This window comes from Mesorhizobium sp. WSM4906 (genome assembly GCF_029674625.1).
GTDB lineage: Bacteria > Pseudomonadota > Alphaproteobacteria > Rhizobiales > Rhizobiaceae > Mesorhizobium.
The window spans coordinates 5836570-5856783 of record NZ_CP121355.1 but is presented as its reverse complement, the minus strand read 5'-3'; the positions used below and the strand labels follow the sequence as shown (position 1 = coordinate 5856783).

The 20214-nt window shown below is 62.8% G+C and carries 21 protein-coding genes; 10 read left to right on the top strand and 11 right to left on the bottom strand.

The annotated features are described in order from the left end of the window. The first annotated feature begins 208 nt into the window (after positions 1 to 208). From QAZ22_RS28445 to QAZ22_RS28425, 5 genes are all read left to right on the top strand, one after another. Positions 209 to 718 (top strand): anthrone oxygenase family protein, encoded by a 510-nt coding sequence (locus QAZ22_RS28445; RefSeq protein WP_278204216.1) that lies wholly within the window; start codon positions 209 to 211, stop codon positions 716 to 718. Positions 719 to 995: 277 nt separating this feature from the next. Beyond that, positions 996 to 1271, top strand: coding sequence for a DUF2249 domain-containing protein (locus QAZ22_RS28440; RefSeq protein ID WP_278073270.1), 276 nt, complete (start codon positions 996 to 998; stop codon positions 1269 to 1271). A 206-nt stretch (positions 1272 to 1477) separates the two neighbouring features. Further along, positions 1478 to 1927 (top strand): (2Fe-2S)-binding protein, encoded by a 450-nt coding sequence (locus QAZ22_RS28435; protein ID WP_278204213.1) that lies wholly within the window; start codon positions 1478 to 1480, stop codon positions 1925 to 1927. Then, positions 1927 to 2796: an FAD binding domain-containing protein gene (locus QAZ22_RS28430; RefSeq protein WP_278204211.1), complete on the top strand. Its 870-nt coding sequence runs from the start codon at positions 1927 to 1929 to the stop codon at positions 2794 to 2796. Before QAZ22_RS28435 ends, QAZ22_RS28430 begins: the two co-directional genes overlap by 1 nt. Beyond that, positions 2793 to 5039, top strand: a complete 2247-nt coding sequence (locus tag QAZ22_RS28425; RefSeq protein WP_278204210.1) for a molybdopterin cofactor-binding domain-containing protein — start codon at positions 2793 to 2795, stop codon at positions 5037 to 5039. Before QAZ22_RS28430 ends, QAZ22_RS28425 begins: the two co-directional genes overlap by 4 nt. Positions 5040 to 5174: 135 nt before the next feature. On the opposite strand, the gene mog is transcribed toward QAZ22_RS28425, so the two are convergent. Genes mog through QAZ22_RS28400 form a run of 5 tightly spaced genes read right to left on the bottom strand, consistent with a single transcriptional unit; the run spans position 5175 to position 8464 of the window. Then, positions 5175 to 5672 (bottom strand): molybdopterin adenylyltransferase, encoded by a 498-nt coding sequence (gene mog / locus QAZ22_RS28420; protein ID WP_278207972.1) that lies wholly within the window; start codon positions 5670 to 5672, stop codon positions 5175 to 5177. A 5-nt stretch (positions 5673 to 5677) separates the two neighbouring features. Beyond that, positions 5678 to 6577: a U32 family peptidase gene (locus QAZ22_RS28415; RefSeq protein WP_278204208.1), complete on the bottom strand. Its 900-nt coding sequence runs from the start codon at positions 6575 to 6577 to the stop codon at positions 5678 to 5680. A gap of 3 nt (positions 6578 to 6580) precedes the next feature. Continuing rightward, on the bottom strand, positions 6581 to 7579 hold the full coding sequence (locus QAZ22_RS28410; protein WP_278204206.1) for a peptidase U32 family protein: 999 nt from the start codon (positions 7577 to 7579) through the stop codon (positions 6581 to 6583). Further along, positions 7576 to 8121, bottom strand: a complete 546-nt coding sequence (locus QAZ22_RS28405) for an SCP2 sterol-binding domain-containing protein (protein ID WP_278207971.1) — start codon at positions 8119 to 8121, stop codon at positions 7576 to 7578. Before QAZ22_RS28405 ends, QAZ22_RS28410 begins: the two co-directional genes overlap by 4 nt. A gap of 49 nt (positions 8122 to 8170) precedes the next feature. Continuing rightward, positions 8171 to 8464 (bottom strand): hypothetical protein, encoded by a 294-nt coding sequence (locus QAZ22_RS28400; protein WP_278204204.1) that lies wholly within the window; start codon positions 8462 to 8464, stop codon positions 8171 to 8173. 300 nt (positions 8465 to 8764) lie between these two features. On the opposite strand from QAZ22_RS28400, the gene QAZ22_RS28395 reads away from it, so the two are divergent. Genes QAZ22_RS28395 through QAZ22_RS28385 form a run of 3 tightly spaced genes read left to right on the top strand, consistent with a single transcriptional unit; the run spans position 8765 to position 11147 of the window. Further along, the gene (locus QAZ22_RS28395; RefSeq protein ID WP_278204203.1) at positions 8765 to 10273 is read left to right on the top strand and encodes a UbiD family decarboxylase; all 1509 of its coding nucleotides are present in this window, start codon (positions 8765 to 8767) and stop codon (positions 10271 to 10273) included. Continuing rightward, positions 10270 to 10863: a UbiX family flavin prenyltransferase gene (locus QAZ22_RS28390; protein ID WP_278204201.1), complete on the top strand. Its 594-nt coding sequence runs from the start codon at positions 10270 to 10272 to the stop codon at positions 10861 to 10863. The genes QAZ22_RS28395 and QAZ22_RS28390 overlap by 4 nt, the downstream gene beginning before the upstream one ends. Positions 10864 to 10874: 11 nt before the next feature. Then, positions 10875 to 11147, top strand: coding sequence for a DUF2249 domain-containing protein (locus QAZ22_RS28385; RefSeq protein WP_278204199.1), 273 nt, complete (start codon positions 10875 to 10877; stop codon positions 11145 to 11147). Between the two features lie 21 nt (positions 11148 to 11168). On the opposite strand, the gene QAZ22_RS28380 is transcribed toward QAZ22_RS28385, so the two are convergent. Then, on the bottom strand, positions 11169 to 11546 hold the full coding sequence (locus tag QAZ22_RS28380) for a hypothetical protein (protein ID WP_278204197.1): 378 nt from the start codon (positions 11544 to 11546) through the stop codon (positions 11169 to 11171). 288 nt (positions 11547 to 11834) lie between these two features. On the opposite strand from QAZ22_RS28380, the gene QAZ22_RS28375 reads away from it, so the two are divergent. Continuing rightward, positions 11835 to 12998, top strand: coding sequence for an NnrS family protein (locus QAZ22_RS28375; protein ID WP_278204196.1), 1164 nt, complete (start codon positions 11835 to 11837; stop codon positions 12996 to 12998). A 1-nt stretch (position 12999) separates the two neighbouring features. On the opposite strand, the gene QAZ22_RS28370 is transcribed toward QAZ22_RS28375, so the two are convergent. The 5 genes from QAZ22_RS28370 to QAZ22_RS28350 form a co-directional block, all read right to left on the bottom strand. Further along, positions 13000 to 14415 (bottom strand): 4Fe-4S binding protein, encoded by a 1416-nt coding sequence (locus tag QAZ22_RS28370; protein WP_278207970.1) that lies wholly within the window; start codon positions 14413 to 14415, stop codon positions 13000 to 13002. Then, on the bottom strand, positions 14412 to 15260 hold the full coding sequence (locus tag QAZ22_RS28365; RefSeq protein ID WP_278204194.1) for an FTR1 family protein: 849 nt from the start codon (positions 15258 to 15260) through the stop codon (positions 14412 to 14414). The genes QAZ22_RS28370 and QAZ22_RS28365 overlap by 4 nt, the downstream gene beginning before the upstream one ends. Beyond that, a complete protein-coding gene (locus QAZ22_RS28360) occupies positions 15257 to 15613 on the bottom strand; it encodes a cupredoxin domain-containing protein (protein WP_278204192.1) in 357 nt (118 codons plus the stop codon). The genes QAZ22_RS28365 and QAZ22_RS28360 overlap by 4 nt, the downstream gene beginning before the upstream one ends. A gap of 169 nt (positions 15614 to 15782) precedes the next feature. Continuing rightward, the gene (locus tag QAZ22_RS28355) at positions 15783 to 16328 is read right to left on the bottom strand and encodes an iron transporter (RefSeq protein WP_278204190.1); all 546 of its coding nucleotides are present in this window, start codon (positions 16326 to 16328) and stop codon (positions 15783 to 15785) included. Positions 16329 to 16591: 263 nt separating this feature from the next. Continuing rightward, positions 16592 to 17305: a helix-turn-helix domain-containing protein gene (locus QAZ22_RS28350; protein WP_278207969.1), complete on the bottom strand. Its 714-nt coding sequence runs from the start codon at positions 17303 to 17305 to the stop codon at positions 16592 to 16594. Positions 17306 to 17471: 166 nt separating this feature from the next. On the opposite strand from QAZ22_RS28350, the gene QAZ22_RS28345 reads away from it, so the two are divergent. Continuing rightward, positions 17472 to 20210, top strand: coding sequence for an MFS transporter (locus tag QAZ22_RS28345; protein WP_278204188.1), 2739 nt, complete (start codon positions 17472 to 17474; stop codon positions 20208 to 20210). Positions 20211 to 20214: the final 4 nt, after the last annotated feature.

Here is a 20214-nt window from a genome sequence, read left to right as displayed (position 1 = left end):
GGCGTTTGGCCGAGCTCACGACGCATCCAGCGCGCCATGCGTGACCGATGCGGGAAACCCGTGGCAAGGCCCTTCCACCATTGCTCGCTAGCAGGCCTTTCCTGCTCGACGGAACCCGGTCAGGTCGGCCGCGTTCGATCTGGAGCGTCGCTCGAAATCGTCGAAGCTGCTTCCGCGGAAGCGCTCAGCCGAGTGAGAGGCCCATCCGATGTATGTTTTCCTGGAAGTCCTGACCGTCATCCTGGTGGCAAGCGCGATGGCCATGGCGCTCGCCCATGCGCTGGAGTTGCCGGGCAAATTGCGGCTTGGCAGAGAGGAGTATTTTGTCGTCCAACGCATCTACTATCCGGGCTTTACGGTCGGAGGCGGCATCGCCGAAATCGGCGGGATCATTGCGACGTTTGCGTTGATGCTGACCTCGGGCGGCCCTGTCCATTTCCGGCTGATCGCCGGCGCGTTGGCTGCGCTCCTCATCATGCAGCTTGTTTTCTGGGTCATGACCCAGCCGGTCAACAAACACTGGCTGCAAGAGGTGGAATTGAGCTCTCCGGCTAAGCGCTTCTTCGCAACCGAGGGCAATGACGGAACCCCGCTCCCGTCAGCGGAAGAGTGGACGGCGCTTCGTAACCGCTGGGAACTCTCGCATGTTCTCCGCGCGGTGTTGGCGATGCTGAGCCTGATCCTGCTGACCATGGCAATCGCCATCCGCAGTGCCTGATGTCCGGCAGGCTTTCCGATCTACCCAAAGGAGGCTTCAAGGGAGAGGGGTGGCCGATCGTCTCGTTGAGATTGGCCTTCGTTTGCAGCGCCGGCAATCATAAGCTTCGGTCCTTGCCCACACGGCCGGATATCGTGGCGGCGACCCCTGCCGGTCGCCGCACATTCCGCGAGTTGTTTGCGCTTCGACAAATAAGCCGGCCCGGACCGCGATAGATCTTTGTGCCGGGCTCGCCGGCCCGGAGTCACTTTGTGCAGCAGTCGGGAATTTGTTGAACATGTCTGAAACCGAAGTCGTATCCCAGCCCCAACTGGACGTGCGCGCCATCCCGCCTGTGGAGCGCCACCCTCGGATCTTCGGGATTGCCCAGGCACTAGCCGAGGGCCAATCCTTCGTCATTGTGAACGATCACGATCCGCGACCTTTACGCTATCAGATGGAAGCCAGATATCCTGGCCTGTTCGATTGGGAATACCTGCAGCAAGGGCCGGACATTTGGCGCGTCGAGATCAAGAGATTGCAGTCCGGCTGCGATTGTTGCTGCGGCGGCTGATGATCGATTCAATGCTCGACGGCACGACCTGCTGGTATGAGCCGCCACTTAGAGTAATTCCAGGAAAAGTGTGAACGGTTTTCCGTCCGGAATTGCGTAAAAACAAATAGTTAGAGCAGTTCAGCGTTTCCTCGAAACGATGAACCGCTCTAGAGCAAGCCATCTAGACATCGGATGCGAGAGCATTCCTCGCCATGATAATATCTTTGGAAGTCAACGGTCAGGCGGTCGAGGCAGAGGTTTCGGCCGTCTCGCGGCTGAGCCGGTTTCTTCGCGATGTCCTTGGCCTGACAGGTGTCAAGGAAGGCTGTTGCGAAGGGGAGTGCGGAGCCTGCACCGTGCTGCTGGATGGGAAGCCGGTCAATTCCTGCCTGATGCTGACGTTCCAGGCCGCGGGGCACGAAGTCACCACAGTCGAGGGGCTAGGCGAAAGCAGCGGCCTGCAAGATGCGTTTCTGCAATTGGGTGCGGTGCAATGCGGTTATTGCACGCCGGGGATCTTGATGGCTGCCGAGGGTCTCTTGCGCGCCAGCCCCAACCCGCTCGAAGTCGAAATCCGCCACGCGCTGGCGGGCAATGTCTGCCGCTGCACGGGCTTCGAGACCATCGTTCAAGCTGTTGCCGCCCATGCTGCCGCTCGTGAAGTGGCTCGTTGATGGGCGAGCTGTCAGTGGCCACGCCGATCGACACGATGGAGTTGCGGGCGTTGTTATCCGCGGCGGCGGGACCGGTAAATTTCATCGGCGGAGGGACGGACATGTTGATCGCGGGCCGTACGATGCCAACCGGCGGCCTGCTCATTGATCTCTCACGCATGGCAGGCATGGCCTTCATCTCCGCCGATGACGGCGGCATCCGCATCGGAGGCGCCACGACTGTCGCCGCGATTGCCGCCCATCGTGGGCTCGCAATGCGGCTGCCTGCCCTTGCCGAGGCCGCCGCGCAATGCGGGTCCGTTCAGATCCGCAACCGGGCCACCATCGGCGGCAACATCGCAAATGCCGCCCCGGCCGCCGATCTTGTGCCCGTGCTGGTCGCAGCAAACGCCCGCCTGGGATGCATCGGCCGTGATGGCGCGTCGCGCGAGCTCGCAATTAGCGACTATGCACCTGACCGCGGATACCTGATCGCGGAAGTGATACTGCCGGGCGACGGCCTCCTGCCATGCAGTGCTTTTGTCAAACTCGGACCCCGGCAGGCCTTGAGCATCTCGCGTCTCAACATCGCGCTGCTGGCCGAGTTTCAGGATGGTCGTTTTGGCGATGTGCGAATCGCCGCCGGAGCGCTGGGTCCTCGACCGCTGCGCCTGCCTCTCGCCGAAGCGGCACTCGCCGGCAGCAAACTGGAACATGCCGCGCTGCGCGAGTTTCTTTCGGCTTTGGCCGCCGAGGTCGATGCGGCGATCCCGGGTCGCAATTCGCAAGCCTACAAGCGTCGCGCGATCGCTGGGCTGGGGCTCGACCTGGTCGCGCAAGCGCTGGGGCTGAGCCCGCGCGGGCAGCTTTTCGAGGACGCAGCCGAATGAACCAGCTATCCCGCCGCGTGCCGCTGGTTGACGGCGTCGCGAAAGTCACGGGCGCTTTGCGCTTCACCGCCGACCTCGATATCGAAAACCTGCTGCACGGCGCGCTCGTGCTGAGCACGCGTGCCCATGCTCGAGTCTCTCGCGTCGACACCACGGCCGCGCTGGCGGTCGAAGGGGTGCATGAGGTGTTTTGGCATGGCAACACGCCGGCTCATTTCTATAACAGCTCGATATGGTTTTCCGGGCAGAAGGCGCTGGCGGACGAGCAGATGTTTCCGCAAATCGTTCGCCACTTGGGCGATCGAGTGGCGGCGGTCGTTGCGGATACGGAAGAAACCGCGCGCCATGCCGCGCGGCTGATCGAGGTCGACTATGTGGACCTTCCTGCCATCTTCGATCCCGAAGTCGCGCTCGGTCACGCCGGACTGCCGTTGCGCGAGGACGATACCCCGACGTTCTTGAATCCCGTAGCCGGCGAGACTTTCGTGCACGGCGATCCGGAGGCTGGCTTCGCCGCCGCGGATCTGATCGTCGAAACCCGCGTCACGACCCCGCGCAGTCATCATTGTGCGGTGGAGACCCATGCCTGTATCGCCAGGCCCGAGCCGGACGGTCGCATCCTGATCCTGTCGCCGTGCCAGAGCGTCTTTGCCGTTCAGGCGGTCGTCGGCCAGGCGCTCGGCCTGCCTTCCGAGAAGATAAGGGTGCAAAAAACCCCGATAGGCGGCTCGTTCGGAGGAAAGGCGGAGCCGATCCTCGACCCTCTGTGCGCTTTCTTCGCCCTGAAGCTCGGCCGGCCGGTCATCATTCGCTACGACCGGAATGAGACATTCACCGCAACCCGTACGCGTTCCAGCGTCACGGGGCGGATGCGGATCGCATTCAGGTCCGACGGCCGCATGCTGGCGCGCGAAACCGAGACGCTCGTCGACATCGGCGGCTACTGCACCGGCGGCAACTATCTGCCCAGTTCGATGCTTCAGCGGCTGGTGCGGCTCTATGACGTTCCGGCGGAGCGTTATAGCGGCCGCGCCGTCTATACCAACACCGTGCCGGCAGGCGCCTTCCGCGGCTATGGCTCGCCGCAAATTCACACTATAGCGGAAATCTCGCTGGATATGGCAGCCCGCCGAATGGGAATGGATCCGGTGGCCTTGCGCCAGAGAAACCTCGTCGGCCCGGGCGCGATTGAACCTTGGCAGGGACTCGACCTTGGCAACGCCCGCGCAAGAGAGTGTTTGGCGCGTGGCGCCGAGGCGTTCGGCTGGGCCGGGCGCCGCCAGAAGGGCGTTGAGCGGGGGCGGTGGCGCCGGGGAGTCGGGGTCGCCTCGGCTACTCACATCAATGGCTGTTATCCCGGGTTCCATGAAGAAACCACGGCCTCGTTGAGGCTGTTGCCGGACGGGCGGGCCGAACTCGTCTGCGCGCTCCATGATCTCGGTTGCGGGGCCGACACCACGCTGGCGCAGATCGCGGCCGAGACGCTGGGGTTAAGGGCGCGCGACATCGTCATCGTTCCCGCCGACACCGACACCTGTCCCTACGACCTCGGCACGCGGGCCAGCCGCATGACCTATATCTGCGGGGAAGCCATCCGTCGCGCCGGCGTCGGCCTTGCAAAGTCGATCCGCGCAGCCGCCGGTTTGGAATTGAACATGCCGGCCGATGATTTGCGCCTGGAAGCCTGCACGGTACTTTGCCGGGATGACGCCGGCATCGCGCTCGCGGACCTCGCTGCCCGCTTGGTCAGCCGCGGGATCGGACTGCCGGCGGCGACCGAAACCTATCGCGCCCAGGCCAATCCAGGCTCGTATGCGGCGCATTTCGCGGAGGTCGAGGTCGACAGGCTCACCGGTCGCGTGAAGGTGACCGACTATCTCGCCGTTCATGACGTCGGGCGGGCGATCAACCCGATGCTGGTGGAGGGCCAGATCCACGGGGGGATCCAGATCGGCATCGGCTACGCGCTCTATGAGGACGTCGCAATCGATCGCGCCACGGGCCGGATGCGCGGCGACAGTTTCAGCCGCTACACGCTGGCCAATGCGCCCGAGATGCCGCCGATACGCGTGCTGCTCGTCGAAGAGGGTGAGCCCACCGGCCCATTCGGCGCCAAGGCCGTTGGGGAGATTGCGACGATTCCGGTGGCGGCGGCGGTGGTCAACGCCGTCAACAGCGCTTTGGGCACCGAGCTCACGGAACTGCCGCTTTCGCCCGAGCGCGTCCTTGCGGCGATAGACTGAGAAAGCAAGCGACTGCGCCGGCTTGCTCGGCGGATCATGCATGTCGCCCAGAAGTGTGCAGCGGTTCTGGGACAACGACATGCATCAAACAAGGCTTAAAGCGCGTCGCCTGAATCCGTTTCAGCGCGACGCGCTTTAAGAGGAATTGACCACGATCGAGCCCGCGCCGATGAGCTCGAGGCAGTAAGGCACGGCGGGGAAGACAGCGCTGAGGCACACGTCGATGGAAGACGGTTTTCCGGGCAGGTTTATGATCAGCGATCGGCCGCGCACTCCGGCAGTCTGACGGGAGAGGATGGCCGTTCGCACCTGCTGCAAGCTCGCTTGCCGCATGAGTTCGCCGAAACCGGGCAACTCCTTGGTGATGACCTGCCGCATGGCTTCCGGAGTGAGGTCCCTCGGGGAGGGGCCGGTTCCGCCCGTCGTAAGGACCAGGTCGGCGCCCGCCTGGTCGCAAAGCTCGATTAGCACGTCACGGACGCTCTCCAGGCCGTCGGGAACGATGCGACGGACAAAACCACACGGCTCCGCCAGGACACTACCGAGCCAGCGCTCGATCGCAGGTCCGCCAAGATCCTCGTACTCGCCGCGGCTCGCGCGATCGGAGATGGTCACGATTGCAATCTGGGTCATTTCCGTCAGACCGGGGCGGTTACCTGCCATCCGGGCTTGGCGTGGACGTAGCCGTCGACCAGCGTGCCGGGCAGGTCGAGGCACGAAAGGGCGAAGCGGGCATCTTCGGGTTCCTCTTTGCCGTCGGCAAGTCGTCTGTAGATCCTCGCCACCTCGACCATGTCGCATGTCTGGGGGGACAAACGGAGGCGTCTGACGCCCTTTGCGGCGAGTGCGTCAGGCGCGGGGCAGAAGGCCTGAACCTGGTTGGAAAGGGTCTGCACGCCGTTGACCGCAAGAAACTGCTGGTCGTCGAGCGTATCGACCGAGAGACCGTCGGGATCCTTTTCGCATGTGAACTGGCACGAATCCTTGTGAAGGCCATGGATACGCGCGTGATAACACCGTCCGGAGAGGGCGAGCGGCAGCCGGCCGAAAGCGAAAATCTCGAACTCAGCCTCCGGACACTTCACGGACATGGCGCCGATCGCGGCAAACGACAATTCCACGGGCGGGCAGATCGTTTGCGCGCCGAGTTGGATCAGGAACTTTGCCGAAGCCTCGTTGTAAACATTCACAAACGGACCCGTGACGAAGGATTTGCCGGAACGTGACGGCAAGCCGGAGACATCGTTGATCTCCACCATCCTCTCGTCCCCGCAAAGATCCCCGACGCTTCTGCGTTCCCGAACGGTCACCGGCGCCGCCAGCGTGGACAGCACCACCTGTTTGCCGCCGCGTTCCAGCCTTTCGATGACCGCTGGCCAGACGGGGTCCGAAAACGGCATGCGTTTTCCGCAGACGACTTCACCGACGTGAACCCGGTCGAGCGGGGCGTCGTCCGCTATCCTGCGGTAAAAATCGAGGAGGCGGTCGGGAGACCAGTGGAAGAAGACAGGTCCAAGCGTCAGTGCGATTTCGGACACCGGCTATCTCCATTTCTTCTCGTAAGCGCCGGACGTCTGCCGAGACCCTTCCGACTGGCCGGCGAGAAGCCGGTCGATGTCGACGGCCTCGCCGCCCTTTTCGACCGCGTCGACGGCTTTCCTGAAGGCGCGCACGACCTCGCTTACATAGCCCTTGCCGCGCTGGCGTCCCTCGATTTTCAACGCAGTCACCCCGGCGGCCTTCAGGCCCGAAATCATCCCGCCGGCATTCAGGCTGACGGGATCCTCAAACAGGTGAGAGGTCTTGCCGCCGGCTTTGAATCTGCCCTTGCACAGGGTGGGATATCCCACCGGCTGGCCGCGCCCATACCGGTCGATCGTGAAGCCCGACAGCCGTGCCGCCGTGCCGCTCGGCTCTTCGTCGTAGCTCACCATTTCGGGTGGCGAGCAGACGCCGTTGAGATTGGGCGATTTCCCCGTCGCGTATGAAGAGAGATAGCAGCGTCCCTCGATCATCACGCAAAGGCCGCCGAAAACGAAGGCTTCGGTTTCCACGTCGATCGCACGGTTCAGAGCGGCGATCTCCTGGAGCGACAGAACCCTTGGAAGCACCACGCGCCGGATGCCGAAGGAAGCCGCGTAGAATCCGATCGCTTCCGGCGTCGCCGCGGCGGCCTGCACCGACAGATGAAGGCGGATTTGCTTGTGGTTCCTTGCCACATGGTCGAGCACGGCGAAGTCCGCGGCTATGATGGCATCCGCGCCGCTTTCCGCCGCCATGTCCGCTGCCTTTTTCCAGATATCGACATCGTCGACGCGTGCGAATGTATTGATCGCGACCAGAACCTTGCTGCCGTGGTCGTGGGCGAAGCGCACGCCCTCGGCGAGTTCGTCCCGGGAGAAGTTGAGCCCGGGGAAATTACGGGCGTTGGTTTCATCGCGAAATCCGCAATAGACCGCGTCCGCTCCCGCCTGGACGGCTGCCCTCAGCGTCGCCGGAGTTCCCGCCGGACAGACAAGTTCGATGCGTGTCGTCGTCATGCTTTCCGCGCCTCGCTTGGGCTGTTGTCGGCCAATCGCCGTGCGGCACCCAGGGCGCCGAGGACACCCGTATCGACACAACGAGCCAGGATGCCGTGCAGTCCGAGCAGGTCCGACGGACGAAGCTCGGCATCCTCTATCGTATTCCTCAAGGCGAGCACTGCTTCCGTGCGCCCACTTATCGAGATGATGCGTGTGAAGAACATCGCATCGCCGTCAAGCGTGCCGTCAAGCAGGCTCAACAGGGTCAAAAGCGGTCCCCTGATCAGCACGTCCGACCCGGCGGCCCCATCCTTGCTCACGACGCGGACGCTCGATCTTAGTCCGTCCGGGACCACGCGAAATGCGAATGCGAGGTCCACGGGATCGATGCCGAAGCAGGCCGACCGGTATTCGCCCAGGCGCTCGAAAAGGCCGGGACGCCGCCTGGCAAGCGAGCGCAAGGACAATGTCAGCAACGGGCCGGCCGGCAGCCCTGCGACCGTCGGAAACAGGTGGCGAACAAATCCTGGCAACATTGGCTCGGCGTTTTGAGGCCGCATTTTCAAGCGCTGTCCGGTCTGCGTTCGATCATGAAGATTTTACGGCCGGCTAGGCATCGCATCTCTTGCCGAGCAGCTTCGAAAAATTATCCCTGTTGGGGCAGAAATCGCGATAGTGGCTTTCGAAATCGAAGGCCTGCATATGATCGTGACATATGTGGCGATGCGGACAGGTGATGCAGGTCCGGGACATGACGTGGTCATGCGCGAACTCCAGCGTATGAAAGTCGTCGGGATCGATCCCGACCGAAAGCATCGCCAACGTGAGGAAATCCTGTGCTGCATAGGGCAGATGCATGGCGTCATCGAATTCGTTGGGCGACATGCCGATGTCGTTCAGCATGCCCCTGCATTCCTCCGGTCCAAGCGCCCAGAACTCCCTTCTCGCGGCCTTGCTCCGTCTACGATCCTTGAAAACGGCGATCGCGGACCGGCATGCTTCAAAAGTGTCGTTGATTAGGTTGCTGGCCATCTGAACTTCTCCCCGACACTGCTTCAATATCGGCCGGCCCCTCAGGTGGGCGGACCGTTGGCTTTAACGTACAGCGTGCAAACGGCCCGCTCTTTGACCTAGCGCAATGTTTTCGAGCGGCCGCCGTGAGAGAACGGCGCAGCCGACGGACCGGTCGTGCCGGATTTCGCCATGCATTATCGTCTTCTGCCCCAATTCTCCGATCTCGGCTCCTTTCTTTCGTACCTGGACGCGAGGGGCCAACTGCGAGAAATCCGCGCCCCGGTGTCGACCCGGTTCGAATTGACGGAGATACACAAGAGGGTGATCGCAGCGCAGGGGCCGGTGCTGCGCATGGCCATGCCGGTGGATGACCAGGGAGGCCGTTCGCGCTTTCCGGTCGTGGCAAACATCTTTGGGACGCGGGAGCGCGTCGCGTGGGGGCTGGGCACGGACATTCGCGGACTTGAGACTCTCGGCGCCCTGCTGGCATGGATGAGGTCCCCTCAAGTTCCGCAGAACTTGCGTCAGGCCCGCCACATGTTCTCCGCTGCGCGCGGCGCGTTGGCGGCACGCCCGAAGATCGTTTCGTCGTCAAGGATATGGAGGGATGCGGAGCCGGATTTCGCGATCCTTCCCGTCCAGACCTGCTGGCCGGAGGACGCCGGTCCTCTCATCACATGGCCGGTGGTCGTCACCCGGCCGCCGGGCGACGACGATCCCGGCAAGTACAATCTGGGCATATACCGGATGCAGGTAATCGCCCGGGACCGGGCGATCATAAGATGGCTGCCCATGCGAGGCGGTGCGGCCCACCATCGCATGTGGCAGGCGAGGGGGCTCGAGATGCCCATCGCCGTCGTCATCGGCGCGGACCCCGCGACCTTGATAGCGGCGGTGATGCCGGCGCCCGAGGGCGTATCGGAACTGTCGCTGTCTGGGATGATCAACGATCGACGGGTCGGATTGTCTCCATGCAAGAGCATAGAGCTCCATGTTCCCGCCAGTTCCGAGATCGTGCTCGAGGGCACCGTTTCACCCAACGAAACGGCGCAGGAAGGTCCCTTCGGCGACCACACCGGATACTATAACGGCGTGGAGCATTTTCCCGTCTTCAAGCTGAAGCGCATTCGCGTGAAGGACGGCGCGAACTATCTCACGACGTTCACCGGGCGCGCGCCCGACGAGCCGTCCGTCCTCGCCGAGGCGCTGCTCGACGTCTACAAGCCGCTGCTGCGACAGCAGATACCGGAAATTCTCGACGTCTGGCTGCCGCCGGAAGCCTGCTCCTACAGAATTGCGGTCATATCGATCGTCAAGAAATATGCCGGACAGGCGCGGCGCGTGATGATGGGATTCTGGTCGCTGCTGCCGCAGTTCTCGATGACCAAGATGGTCGTCGTGGTGGACGAAGACATCGACATCCGGTCGTGGTCGGACGTGATGTGGGCTGTGGCCACGCGCATGGATGTCTCGCGCGATCTGATGAAGCTGGATCGGACCCCTATCGACTCCCTCGACTTCGCGTCGCCCTTGGAAGGGCTTGGAGGGAAAATCGGATTCGACGCGACGCGCAAGATCGGGTCCGAGACGTCTCGCGAATGGGGGAAGGAGTTGAAGATGTCATCGCAGATCGTCGAAAGAGTTTCGGGGCGTTGGGCCGAGCTTTTTCCGCAACCAACCGGTTCGGCGCAGAAATGACCAAACGCATAGTAGTAGGGGTTACCGGCGCATCTGGTTCCGTGCTGGCCCTCGAGACCATACGCCAACTGGTCAGAGGTGGGGTGGAAACCCATCTCGTCACCTCAAAGAGCGCGCGAATGACCATTGCCTACGAGATCGGCGCCGACGGACTGTCTCAACTTACATCGCTCGCCAACCATACTCACTCCCACCAGGATTTGGCCGCGCCCATTGCCAGCGGCTCCTTCAGGACGGACGGCATGATCGTCGTGCCATGCTCGATGCGGACCTTGGCGGCGATGGCTCATGGCCTGGGCGACAATCTTCTTACCCGGGCGGCCGACGTCGTCCTGAAGGAACGGCGCCGGCTGGTGGTTGTGCCGCGTGAAGCACCTCTGCATGAAGGACATCTCGATGCGATGCTGAGGTTGACGCGGATGGGAGCGATCATCGCGCCGCCGGTGCCGCCATTCTATGTCAAGCCGGCTTCGATCGAAGCGATGGTCGTCGAGATGGCCGCTCGACTCGTCAACTGGGCGGGCGTGGACCCTGGCGACAAGTTGACGAGATGGGGCGAAGACAACGCCGCAACCCGTCGATCATTCTGATGGAGCGTTCAATGGGAGGAAAGGCCCGGACGAACGTTCAGGAGCAGAAGGCCGAGCCATTTGACGTGAGGCGGCTTCATCCGGTGAGGAAACAGTCGGCCGTCATGTCGATGTTCGACAGCCTCGAGCCGGGGCAGGCGTTCTCGGTGATCCTGGACTTCGATCCCCGCCGATTGAAGCGTCAGCTCGAGTCGTCCTTCGCCGGCGACTTCGTCTGGGTTTGTCTCGAGATTGGGCCACCGGAATGGCTGATCGAAATCGGGAAAAGAAAACCAGCTCAATGACCGGCCGGCTCAAGGTCTCAACTAGCGTACAATTGCGGTGAGAGCGGCAAATTGACCAAGCTGTCGCATCGAAAGCGCGCCATCCCTTGCGATCGTCGCGATGTCGTCAAAGAGAAGGGCGAAGTCGTGGTAGACACTGCTATCCCGTTCGGCCTCTCCTATCTCGTCGAGATCCTGCAAAAACAATAGAATGGCCTCGATATGCGCGCGTTGATGGCGCGCGTTGGTGAGATGCCCGCGGGCCGCCGGCCCTATCTCCAAACGGGCGAAACGGGACAACGTCTCGTCAAGCTTGGAGCGGCACCGGCAATCCAACCCCGCCTCGTCGATCAGCCCTGCCAGCCGGGCAACGGTGATCGCCATTTCCGCGGCGCTGTTTTCGGGAAGGCCGTGCTTCATCTTCTTCTTCTCCCGTCGCAGACAGGCTGCCTGGAGTCGCTGTGCAGTTGACCTGCGCCCTGAGCAGCCTGGCCGAGAAGAACGAGACCGTCCTATGCCGGGAACCAGATCGCTGAGCTGCTTCAAGAACAATCCTCAAGATAGTCGATGCTTCTGAGGGATGTTTGCGCTGGAGCAAACACCAAACCGATCCTCGCACCTATTGCGCCATACTTGTCCTTCTTGCCGGTCCGTCCAATGGCGGGCGACGCCGCAGGAGATGTACCGCCATTCCGGAGGACGGGTCGCATGAGCGCCGACGGCAACTTCAACGCCTTCAAAACGAAGCCGGCGCATTTGCCGTTTCGGCCGTTTTTTCTCGCGGCCGCGGTCGACGCCATGTTGGGCGCCGGTGGCTGGTTGCCGTCGGCGCTGGGAACACAAGCCTTCGGCGCAACCGCGATCTCTGCCGGCGATTGGCATCGCGACTTGCTCCTGTTCGGGATGGTCCCGGCAGTACTGACCGGCTTCCTGCTGACCGCGCTGCCGCGCTGGACTGGACGTCAGGCAGTGCTGCCGCGCACGACATACCTGCTCATTGTCTGGTGGGCCTGCGGCCGGTTAGCCTTCCTGTTGCTGCCACCGTCCTTCGGGCTTGCGTGTTCGGCGATCTGGATTCTCGCGCTTTTGTTGATCGCGGCCAGAGTGGTGATCGCCGGTAGGGATCGCCGCAATCTCAAGATACTGCTTCTCCTGGCTGCCTTTTTCGGCAGCAATGTACTTGTCGCGGTATCCTGCGAGGTCGAATTTGCATTGAGACTGGCGCTCGCCTCGATCATCGGCCTCGTCATCATCATCGGAGGGCGTGTCGTACCGGCCTTGACCGTGGCCTATATCGAGAGCGCCGGCGGCCGAATTGTCCTGCGCCGCTCCGCTTCCAGCGAGCACGCGGCAGCGCTGCTGACGATGTGCGCGCTTTGTCCTTGGGTCGTTGCGCCGGAGGCGCAACTCACCGGCCTTGCCTGCGCTCTTGCCGCCTTTAGCCAAGCGATCCGGGCCGCCCAATGGCAAGGCTGGCGCAGCCTGTCGTCGCCGACGGTGCTTGGCCTTCACATCGGCTACGGATGGATCGTTGCGGGTTTTGCATTCCTGGCGATCCATATCTTTGCGCCAGCGATGCTGGGCCAGGCGACCGCTGTTCATGCATGGACAATCGGCGCTATCGGGACCATGATCCTGGCCATCATGGCGAGCATGATCCGCAAGCATAGCCGTCTCGCCTTTGTGCCCTCGGCTCCTGCGACCGGGGCGCTCGCGGCGATGACCGCCTGCTGCCTGTCCCGCCTCCTGATCGAAGTGCTGCCCGGCTATGTCGGCCCGCTGGCAAGCTTTTCAGGAACTTTATGGATCATCTCGTTTGGCCTGTTTCTGACGGCCTATCGCGGGGCTTTGCTCGGAGTTGGCGTGAAATAGGCTACCAGATCCAGAAAAGCAGGACCCACCCCGCCACGGCTGGCATCATCGCCAGCCCGACCAGGAATAGGGCGAGCATTCGTCGGACCGGTTGCCGGCTGTAGATTCCCGTCACCTGCCAGCACAGAATCCCGGACCAGAAGGTCGCCATCGTCAGGACAGCAGCGCGCAGCGGATCGACGAACGGCAGCACGATTCCATCCGACCGCAACTGGCTGACGGTGAGGCCGGAAAGGCCGAGCAAGACTCCGGCGCCCGCCAAAGGAATGAGCGACTGGGCAAGATGGTGAAGCCTCTGCGTTCGCCAGGGGCCAAGGCAGCGCGCGGCCAAAGCCAGCGAGGAAACCGTCGACGCGCCGCTGGCGATGGCAGCCGCGAGCACATAGGCGACGAGCAACGCTCCGTCGAGAAGCGTCATCACGTCGCCAGGGTAATTCGTCAGGATCCACCACGGTGCCGTGGTTTCGAGCGGCCACGTCACCCCATATTCGATCAGCCGTTCAGCCGCCCATGTCTTCGCCTGCACGAACCACGGGCTGACCGACCATTGAAACGCGCCGGCGGCGAGACCCATCAGGCCCGCCGCGATCAGGATCGTTTCCCAAGGCTTGGCGACGGCACCGGCAACATGGACGATTTCGCGATTTGGCGAGCGGCGAGCCAGACGAATTGCCCCGCGAAAGCCGCTGCAGCGCCCGCACATGTGGCAGTCGCTGGCGCCACGCATGGTCCGGATCGGCACGAGCGGCGCGCAGTTGATCGCCTTTGGCTTGGTTCCCGAAAGCTGCGAAAGCTGCCAGAGCGGCGGCTCGACACGGAAATGCAGCGGGGCGAGCTTTGCCAGCAGGCCGAAGGCGCCGCTGACCGGACAGAGATAGCGGCACCACACGCGCTTGTTGCGCCCGTAGAGAAAGCCGATCAGCGCGGCCGCCAGGGTCGAGCCGCCGAGGATCAGGAGCGTCGGAGCGGGGTACTGGTAGACGCTCGTCATCTGGCCGTACAGCGTCGTGCAGGCGAAGGCGGCGGTCGGCCAGCCGGGCCATGTCATCCAGCGCGGTATAGCCCTGCCGCGCCCGTGTCCGCTGGCAAATTCGCTTATCGCTCCTTCAGGGCAGAAGATGCCGCACCATATCCGACCGACCAGTGCGGTGCCCAGGAGCACGAGCGGCCACCAGATGCCCCAGAACACGAATTGCGCGAAGCGCGTGAAGTTGGACCACAGATAGGCCGCGTTGTCCGGAAGCGGCAGGAAGACAGGCACGATCAGGAGAACGGCGTACACGAGCACCATCGTCCATTGCACCATCCGGATCGTTGCCTGATGGCGTTGGAGCCAATCGCCGGCCTTCCGCCAGACGTCGTCGGATTGATCGGGTCGAACGGAAGGGGCGTGCCGCGGAACGATCGTTGTCGTCATGGACATGGTTGCGTGCGATGCGGGCGCGGTGAACGCAGCAGCGCAAACACGGCTATCCAGTAGATCGCATAGGCCAGAATGGTTGCGAGTTCGGGACGGGCGCGATAGCCCGTCATGTTCGCAACCAGGCCGCCCAGCCTGCCTGTATCGTCCAGCAGCCAGGACGTGTCCCAAACTGCCCTGGACAGCGGCGGGACCAGTTCCAACCCGATGGCGCGGTCGAGCGCGGTCATCAAAAGCGATCCCGCCAGGAACAACAGAAGAAATTCGCTCACCCGGAAGAAAACGGCCCAGGGAAAGCGTTTGGCGGCAATGTGGATCAGCCAGTAGGATATAGCGGCGAAGGCAAACCCGGCGGCGACGGCGGCCAGCGTTCCGGGAAGCGTCGTTTGCCTGGCGGATGCCAGGAGGCCGTAGAGGAATATGACGGTTTCGCTTCCTTCTCGCATCACCGCGACCGCCGCCAACAGGAACAGTCCCACCCAATTGCCGGCTATCAGGGCCCGCTCGGCGCCGTGCTCGAGATCTCGTTTGAGCCCTCTGCCTTGCCGGTGCATCCAGACCACCATCTGCAGTATGAGCAAGGCGGCGAGCGCGGCCATGCCGATCTGAAAATAGTCCGCCCGCTCTCCGTCGAGCAGACTCTCCAGGAACAGGATGATCCCGGCCAGGAGAAGGGCTCCGCCCAGTCCCGCGGCGACGCCGGTCCACAGGAAAGACCGCGCTGTCGCGGCTTTGGCGCCCGCGTGATGCGCCAGCCATCCTTGCAGGATACCGACAACCAGGATTGCTTCGGTGCTTTCCCGCCAGACCACGAAAGCGATCTGTCCGAACAGAGCAGTCATTGAACCGCCGGTTCCCTGGCGACAAGCGTGGCAGCCGGCATGCCGGGATGAAAATCGTCGAAGAAGCGATATTCGCCGGGATCGAGGCGTCGGATCACGACGAACGAAGCCGCCCCAGGCCCCAGCACCTTCTCCTTGCGCAACTCGATGCTTTCGAATTCCACGGGGCTGGATCCGCTATTGCGAAGCTCCAATCTGAACTGGGAGTTGGCTGGCACTTCGAGGGACCGCGGCGTGATTACCCCGTCCTTGAGGTCGACCACGAAGGTGGGGCTTTCGTCGGCGATCGCGACCGTCGCCAGCAGGCAGGCTCCGACAACAATCGCCGCCAGACCGGTAGAAGCGCTATCCATCGAATTTCCTTTGCGCGTTTCGGGCCGACATGAGACGAGGGATCTGTGTGAAGCGGGTTCCGCCTCGCTAGAGCGGTTCAGCGTTTGATAGAATCGCCAAACCGCTCTAACTTTTTGTTTTTACGCAATTCCGGGCGGAAAACCGCTGCGCACTTTTCCTGGAATTGCTCTAGTAGCCGCCTTTCTTGCCTACGCCGGCAAAGGTGAATTCATATTCGACGCGGAAGGGCGCGGGCCACGCCGCCACGCCCGTCTCCTTGTCGACATGCCTCCCGAACTGCGCGTGGCCGCCGGATGCGCCAAAGGAAATCGTGTAGTTCAGGCTGTATATGCCTGGTCCCATCAGCTTCACGTTGTCGCCATAGTGGGGGCCGTCGCTGGCGACCATGGGCATCAAAACGCCGCCGGTTTGCCGATTGTCACCGAGCTTGGTCAGCACATATTCGATTTTGAGGTTGGGGATCCAATCGCCCTCGGCGAAGCCGTTGGCATTGCCGTGCGCTGCGTGGATATCGGCCTCGAGGTGAATGTCGGAATCGGCCGCCGGCTTCATCATGTCGGCCGGCTCCATCTCGATCGGCTGCAGGTACACGGCGCCGATTTCCATGCCGTTCGTGAGCTGAGGCTTGCCGATGGGATATTCCATCGCGCAAACGCCCGAGGCGCCGGCCAGCAGGGCCACGACGGATGAGAACAAAATCAACTGACGTGACATGCCGGCCTCCTTGCTGCCGATGGCACGGACCTGTGCCTCAGAGGGTATCTCCGGATTGGCATTGAAAAACGGGTCTCGACCTGCTCCGGATCGACAGATCGATAACATGATCCTGTTTGTCTACTTATTCGCCGGATCGATCGGCTCTTTGCGCCAGCGCAAAGAGCGCGACGTTTTCTGGGCGTCGCATTCTCGAAACCAGTGACCGAGGAAAGGAAGGCAATGATTTGGATCGGATGCAGGCGGCCGAAATCGTCTGATCTCTAGACCAGAAAGTCCTCGGCGTCCGCTCCGTCAATGAGCGGGTCGGGCCTGCATGCGGCGGCAAGGCGGGATGCATCGAGAATTTCGATCGTCTGGCCGTCGACGCGGATGCCCGACGTTCCCAGGCTCGACAATGCGCGGGAAAATGACTCGCGCGTGATGCCGAGCTCGGAGGCTATGAGCGTCTTCTCGAACGGCAGAACGGCTCGGTCCGGCGTGCCTTGCCGCTTCGACAGGGCCAGGAGATAGCATCCGACACGCTGGGTCGCGGTTCTCAACTTGAGGTTCTTGATCTGACGGACCATGCGTCGAAATTGGTGCGCGAGGCTTCCGATCACGGCGTGCGCCAGCAAAGGGTCCTCGTCGACGGCCGCTCGAAACGCTGCCGCGTGAATCAACAAAAATCGCGAAGGTTCGGGCACCCGGGCCTGCATGAGATAAGGCGCACCGGTGAGGACGGCGGCGGGGATGACGAGATCCTGGGCCCGGACAGCCTCGATCAAGACTTCACGGCCCTCGGCCGATCGTCCGAACAATTGCGCGGATCCAGCCAGCACGATCAGTTGGAAGTTCGGCACGTCGCCTTGTTCGAACAGGACGGTCCCTGGGGAAACGCTGTGCACCATGACATGCCGCAGCAGTTCGCTCCGGCGGGATGCCGGCAGCCCCCGAAACAGCGGCAGTTCTTCCGGCGCCACGCCCTCATGCGTCATTTCATCCAACAAGGACTCTTCTCCGATTAGCGGCGTTTCCATCACCGCCCGCATCATCTGTGACAAATGTCACGCCGCGCCTTGATTTGGATCAATGCTGCGCGGTGCCGGCTTAGCCATGTTGGCCTCCGATCTTGAGGCCAACATGGCAAAAGGGCTGCCGACAATGAAAACGACCGTGAATGAGAAGTCCGGTCAAATCCTGGGCGCGAGCACGGCCGCATTTACGGTGTGCTTCGCGGTCTGGACCATCTTCTCCATCATTGGCATTCGCATTCGCCAGGAACTCGGCCTGAGCGAGACGCAGTTCGGCCTGCTCGTCGGCACGCCGATCCTGACGGGCTCCTTGATCAGGGTCGCGCTTGGCATCTGGACCGACCGCTACGGCGGCCGGATCGTCTTCACGGTGAACATGCTGGCGGCCGCGGTCGCGACTTTCCTTCTGTCCTATGCTCACACCTATCCGCAGATGCTGGTCGCGGCCCTCGGCGTCGGCATCGCCGGCGGTTCCTTTTCGGTCGGTGTCGCCTATGTGTCGCGCTGGTTTCCGCCGCAAAGACAAGGTACGGCGCTCGGCATCTTTGGCGCGGGCAATGTCGGTGCCGCGGTCACCAAATTTCTCGCCCCCTTCGTGCTCGTCGCCTTCGGATGGCAGGCCGTGGCGCAGGTCTGGGCAGCCGCCCTCGTCGTCATGGCCGTCATCTTCTGGCTCACGACGGACGATGATCCGGTCATCGTCGAACGCCGGCGCTCAGGCATCAAGCCGAAAAGCGCCTGGCTCGAGCTCGAGCCTCTGAAGAACGTGCAGATCTGGCGTTTCGCGCTCTACTATTTCTTCGTGTTCGGCGCCTTTGTCGCGCTCGCGCTCTGGCTGCCGCAATATCTCATCAATGTCTACGGCCTCGACATCAAGACGGCCGGCATGATCGCGGCCTTCTTCTCGGTGCCGGCGAGCCTGTTTCGCGCCTATGGCGGACACCTTTCGGACAGCTTCGGCGCGCGCCGCGTGCTCTACTGGACCTTCTTCGTCTCGGTCGTGGCGACCTTCGTCCTGTCCTATCCGCCGACCGACTACATCGTCCACGGCGTCAACGGCACGACGACCTCCTTCCACATCGAGATGGGCCTTTTCGGCTTCATCGTCACGATCTTCGTGCTCGGCTTCTTCATGGCGCTCGGCAAGGCCGCCGTCTACAAGCACATCCCGGTCTACTATCCCGACCATGTCGGTTCGGTCGGCGGGCTTGTCGGCATGATCGGCGGCCTGGGCGGCTTCGTGCTGCCGATCCTGTTCGGCTTGCTGCTCGACCTGACCGGCCTCTGGACGAGCTGCTTCATGGCGCTCTTCCTGCTGGTCTCCGGCGCGCTGCTCTGGATGCATATGGCCATCCGCCAGATGGAACGCGGAACTGTCGGCGAGGCTCTCGCCAAGCTGCCGCCTTTCCCCGAAATGCAGCAAATGCCGGAGCCTGTGGCAAAGACCCGGACGGGCGCCCTTACCGACTGGCGTCCGGAGGATAAGACCTTCTGGGCTGAAACCGGCCGCCGCATCGCGAAGCGCAACCTGTGGCTTTCGATCCCGGCGCTGCTGCTTTCCTTCGCCATCTGGCAGGTGTGGTCGGTCGTCGTCGCCAAGCTTCCGCTCGTCGGTTTCACCTTCACCACTGATCAGCTCTTCTGGCTCGCCGCTCTGCCCGGAATCTCCGGGGCGACGCTGCGCATCTTCTATTCCTTCATGGTGCCGATCTTCGGCGGCAGGCTCTGGACGACGCTGACGACCTGGTCGCTCATCATACCGGCTGTCGGCATCGGCTATGCGGTGCAGAACCCCGACACGCCTTATGTCGTGCTGTTGATCCTGGCGCTGCTCTGCGGCTTCGGCGGCGGCAACTTCGCCTCCTCCATGGCCAACATCTCCTTCTTCTTCCCGAAGACGGAGAAGGGAAATGCTCTCGCGCTCAACGCCGGCCTCGGCAATCTCGGTGTCAGCGTCGTCCAGTTCGTCGTGCCGCTGGCGATCACCACCGGGATATTCGGCTGGCTCGGCGGCGATCCGGCCATGGTCAAGGGGCCGACCGGCGATGCGCCGCTCTGGCTGCAGAATGCCGGCTTCGTCTTCGTCCCGTTCATCATAGTCTCGGCCTTCGCGAGCTGGTTCGGCATGAACGACATCGCTTCGGCCAAGGCATCCTTCAGCGAGCAGGCCGTGATCTTCCAGCGCCGTCACAACTGGATCATGTGCTGGCTGTACACGGGCACCTTCGGATCCTTCATCGGGTATTCGGCCGGCTTCCCGCTGCTCACCAAGATGCTGTTTCCGGACGTCAACGCGCTCCAGTTCGCCTTCCTCGGCCCGCTCGTCGGCGCCCTCTCGCGTTCAGGTTCCGGCTGGCTTGCGGATAAATACGGCGGCGCGCGCGTCACCTTCTCGGCCTTCGTGCTGATGATCGCAGGCGTCGCCGGAGTCTTGTGGTTCATCGGCATCAAGGATCAGCCGGGCGCGTTCTTCGGCTTCTTCGCGGCCTTCCTGCTCCTGTTCTTCGCCACCGGCGTCGGCAACGCCTCCACCTTCCAGATGATCCCGGTGATCATGGCCAAGGAGATGGGCCGCCTGTTGCCCAAGGCCAACGCCGAAGTGCGTCGCCAGCAGGCGGAGAAGGAGTCCGCAGCCATTACCGGCTTCACCTCGGCGATCGCGGCCTTCGGCGCGTTCTTCATCCCGAAGAGCTACGGCACCTCGATCGCGCTCACGGGCTCGCCGAACGCCGCGCTATGGGCCTTCCTTCTGTTCTACGTGAGCTGTCTGGCCATCACCTGGGCTGTCTATACCCGCAAGGGCGGCCTTCTCCATGACATCGAGCGCGCCAAGCGCGGCGCGCCCGTCCATCCGGCCGCAGCCGAATAACCAG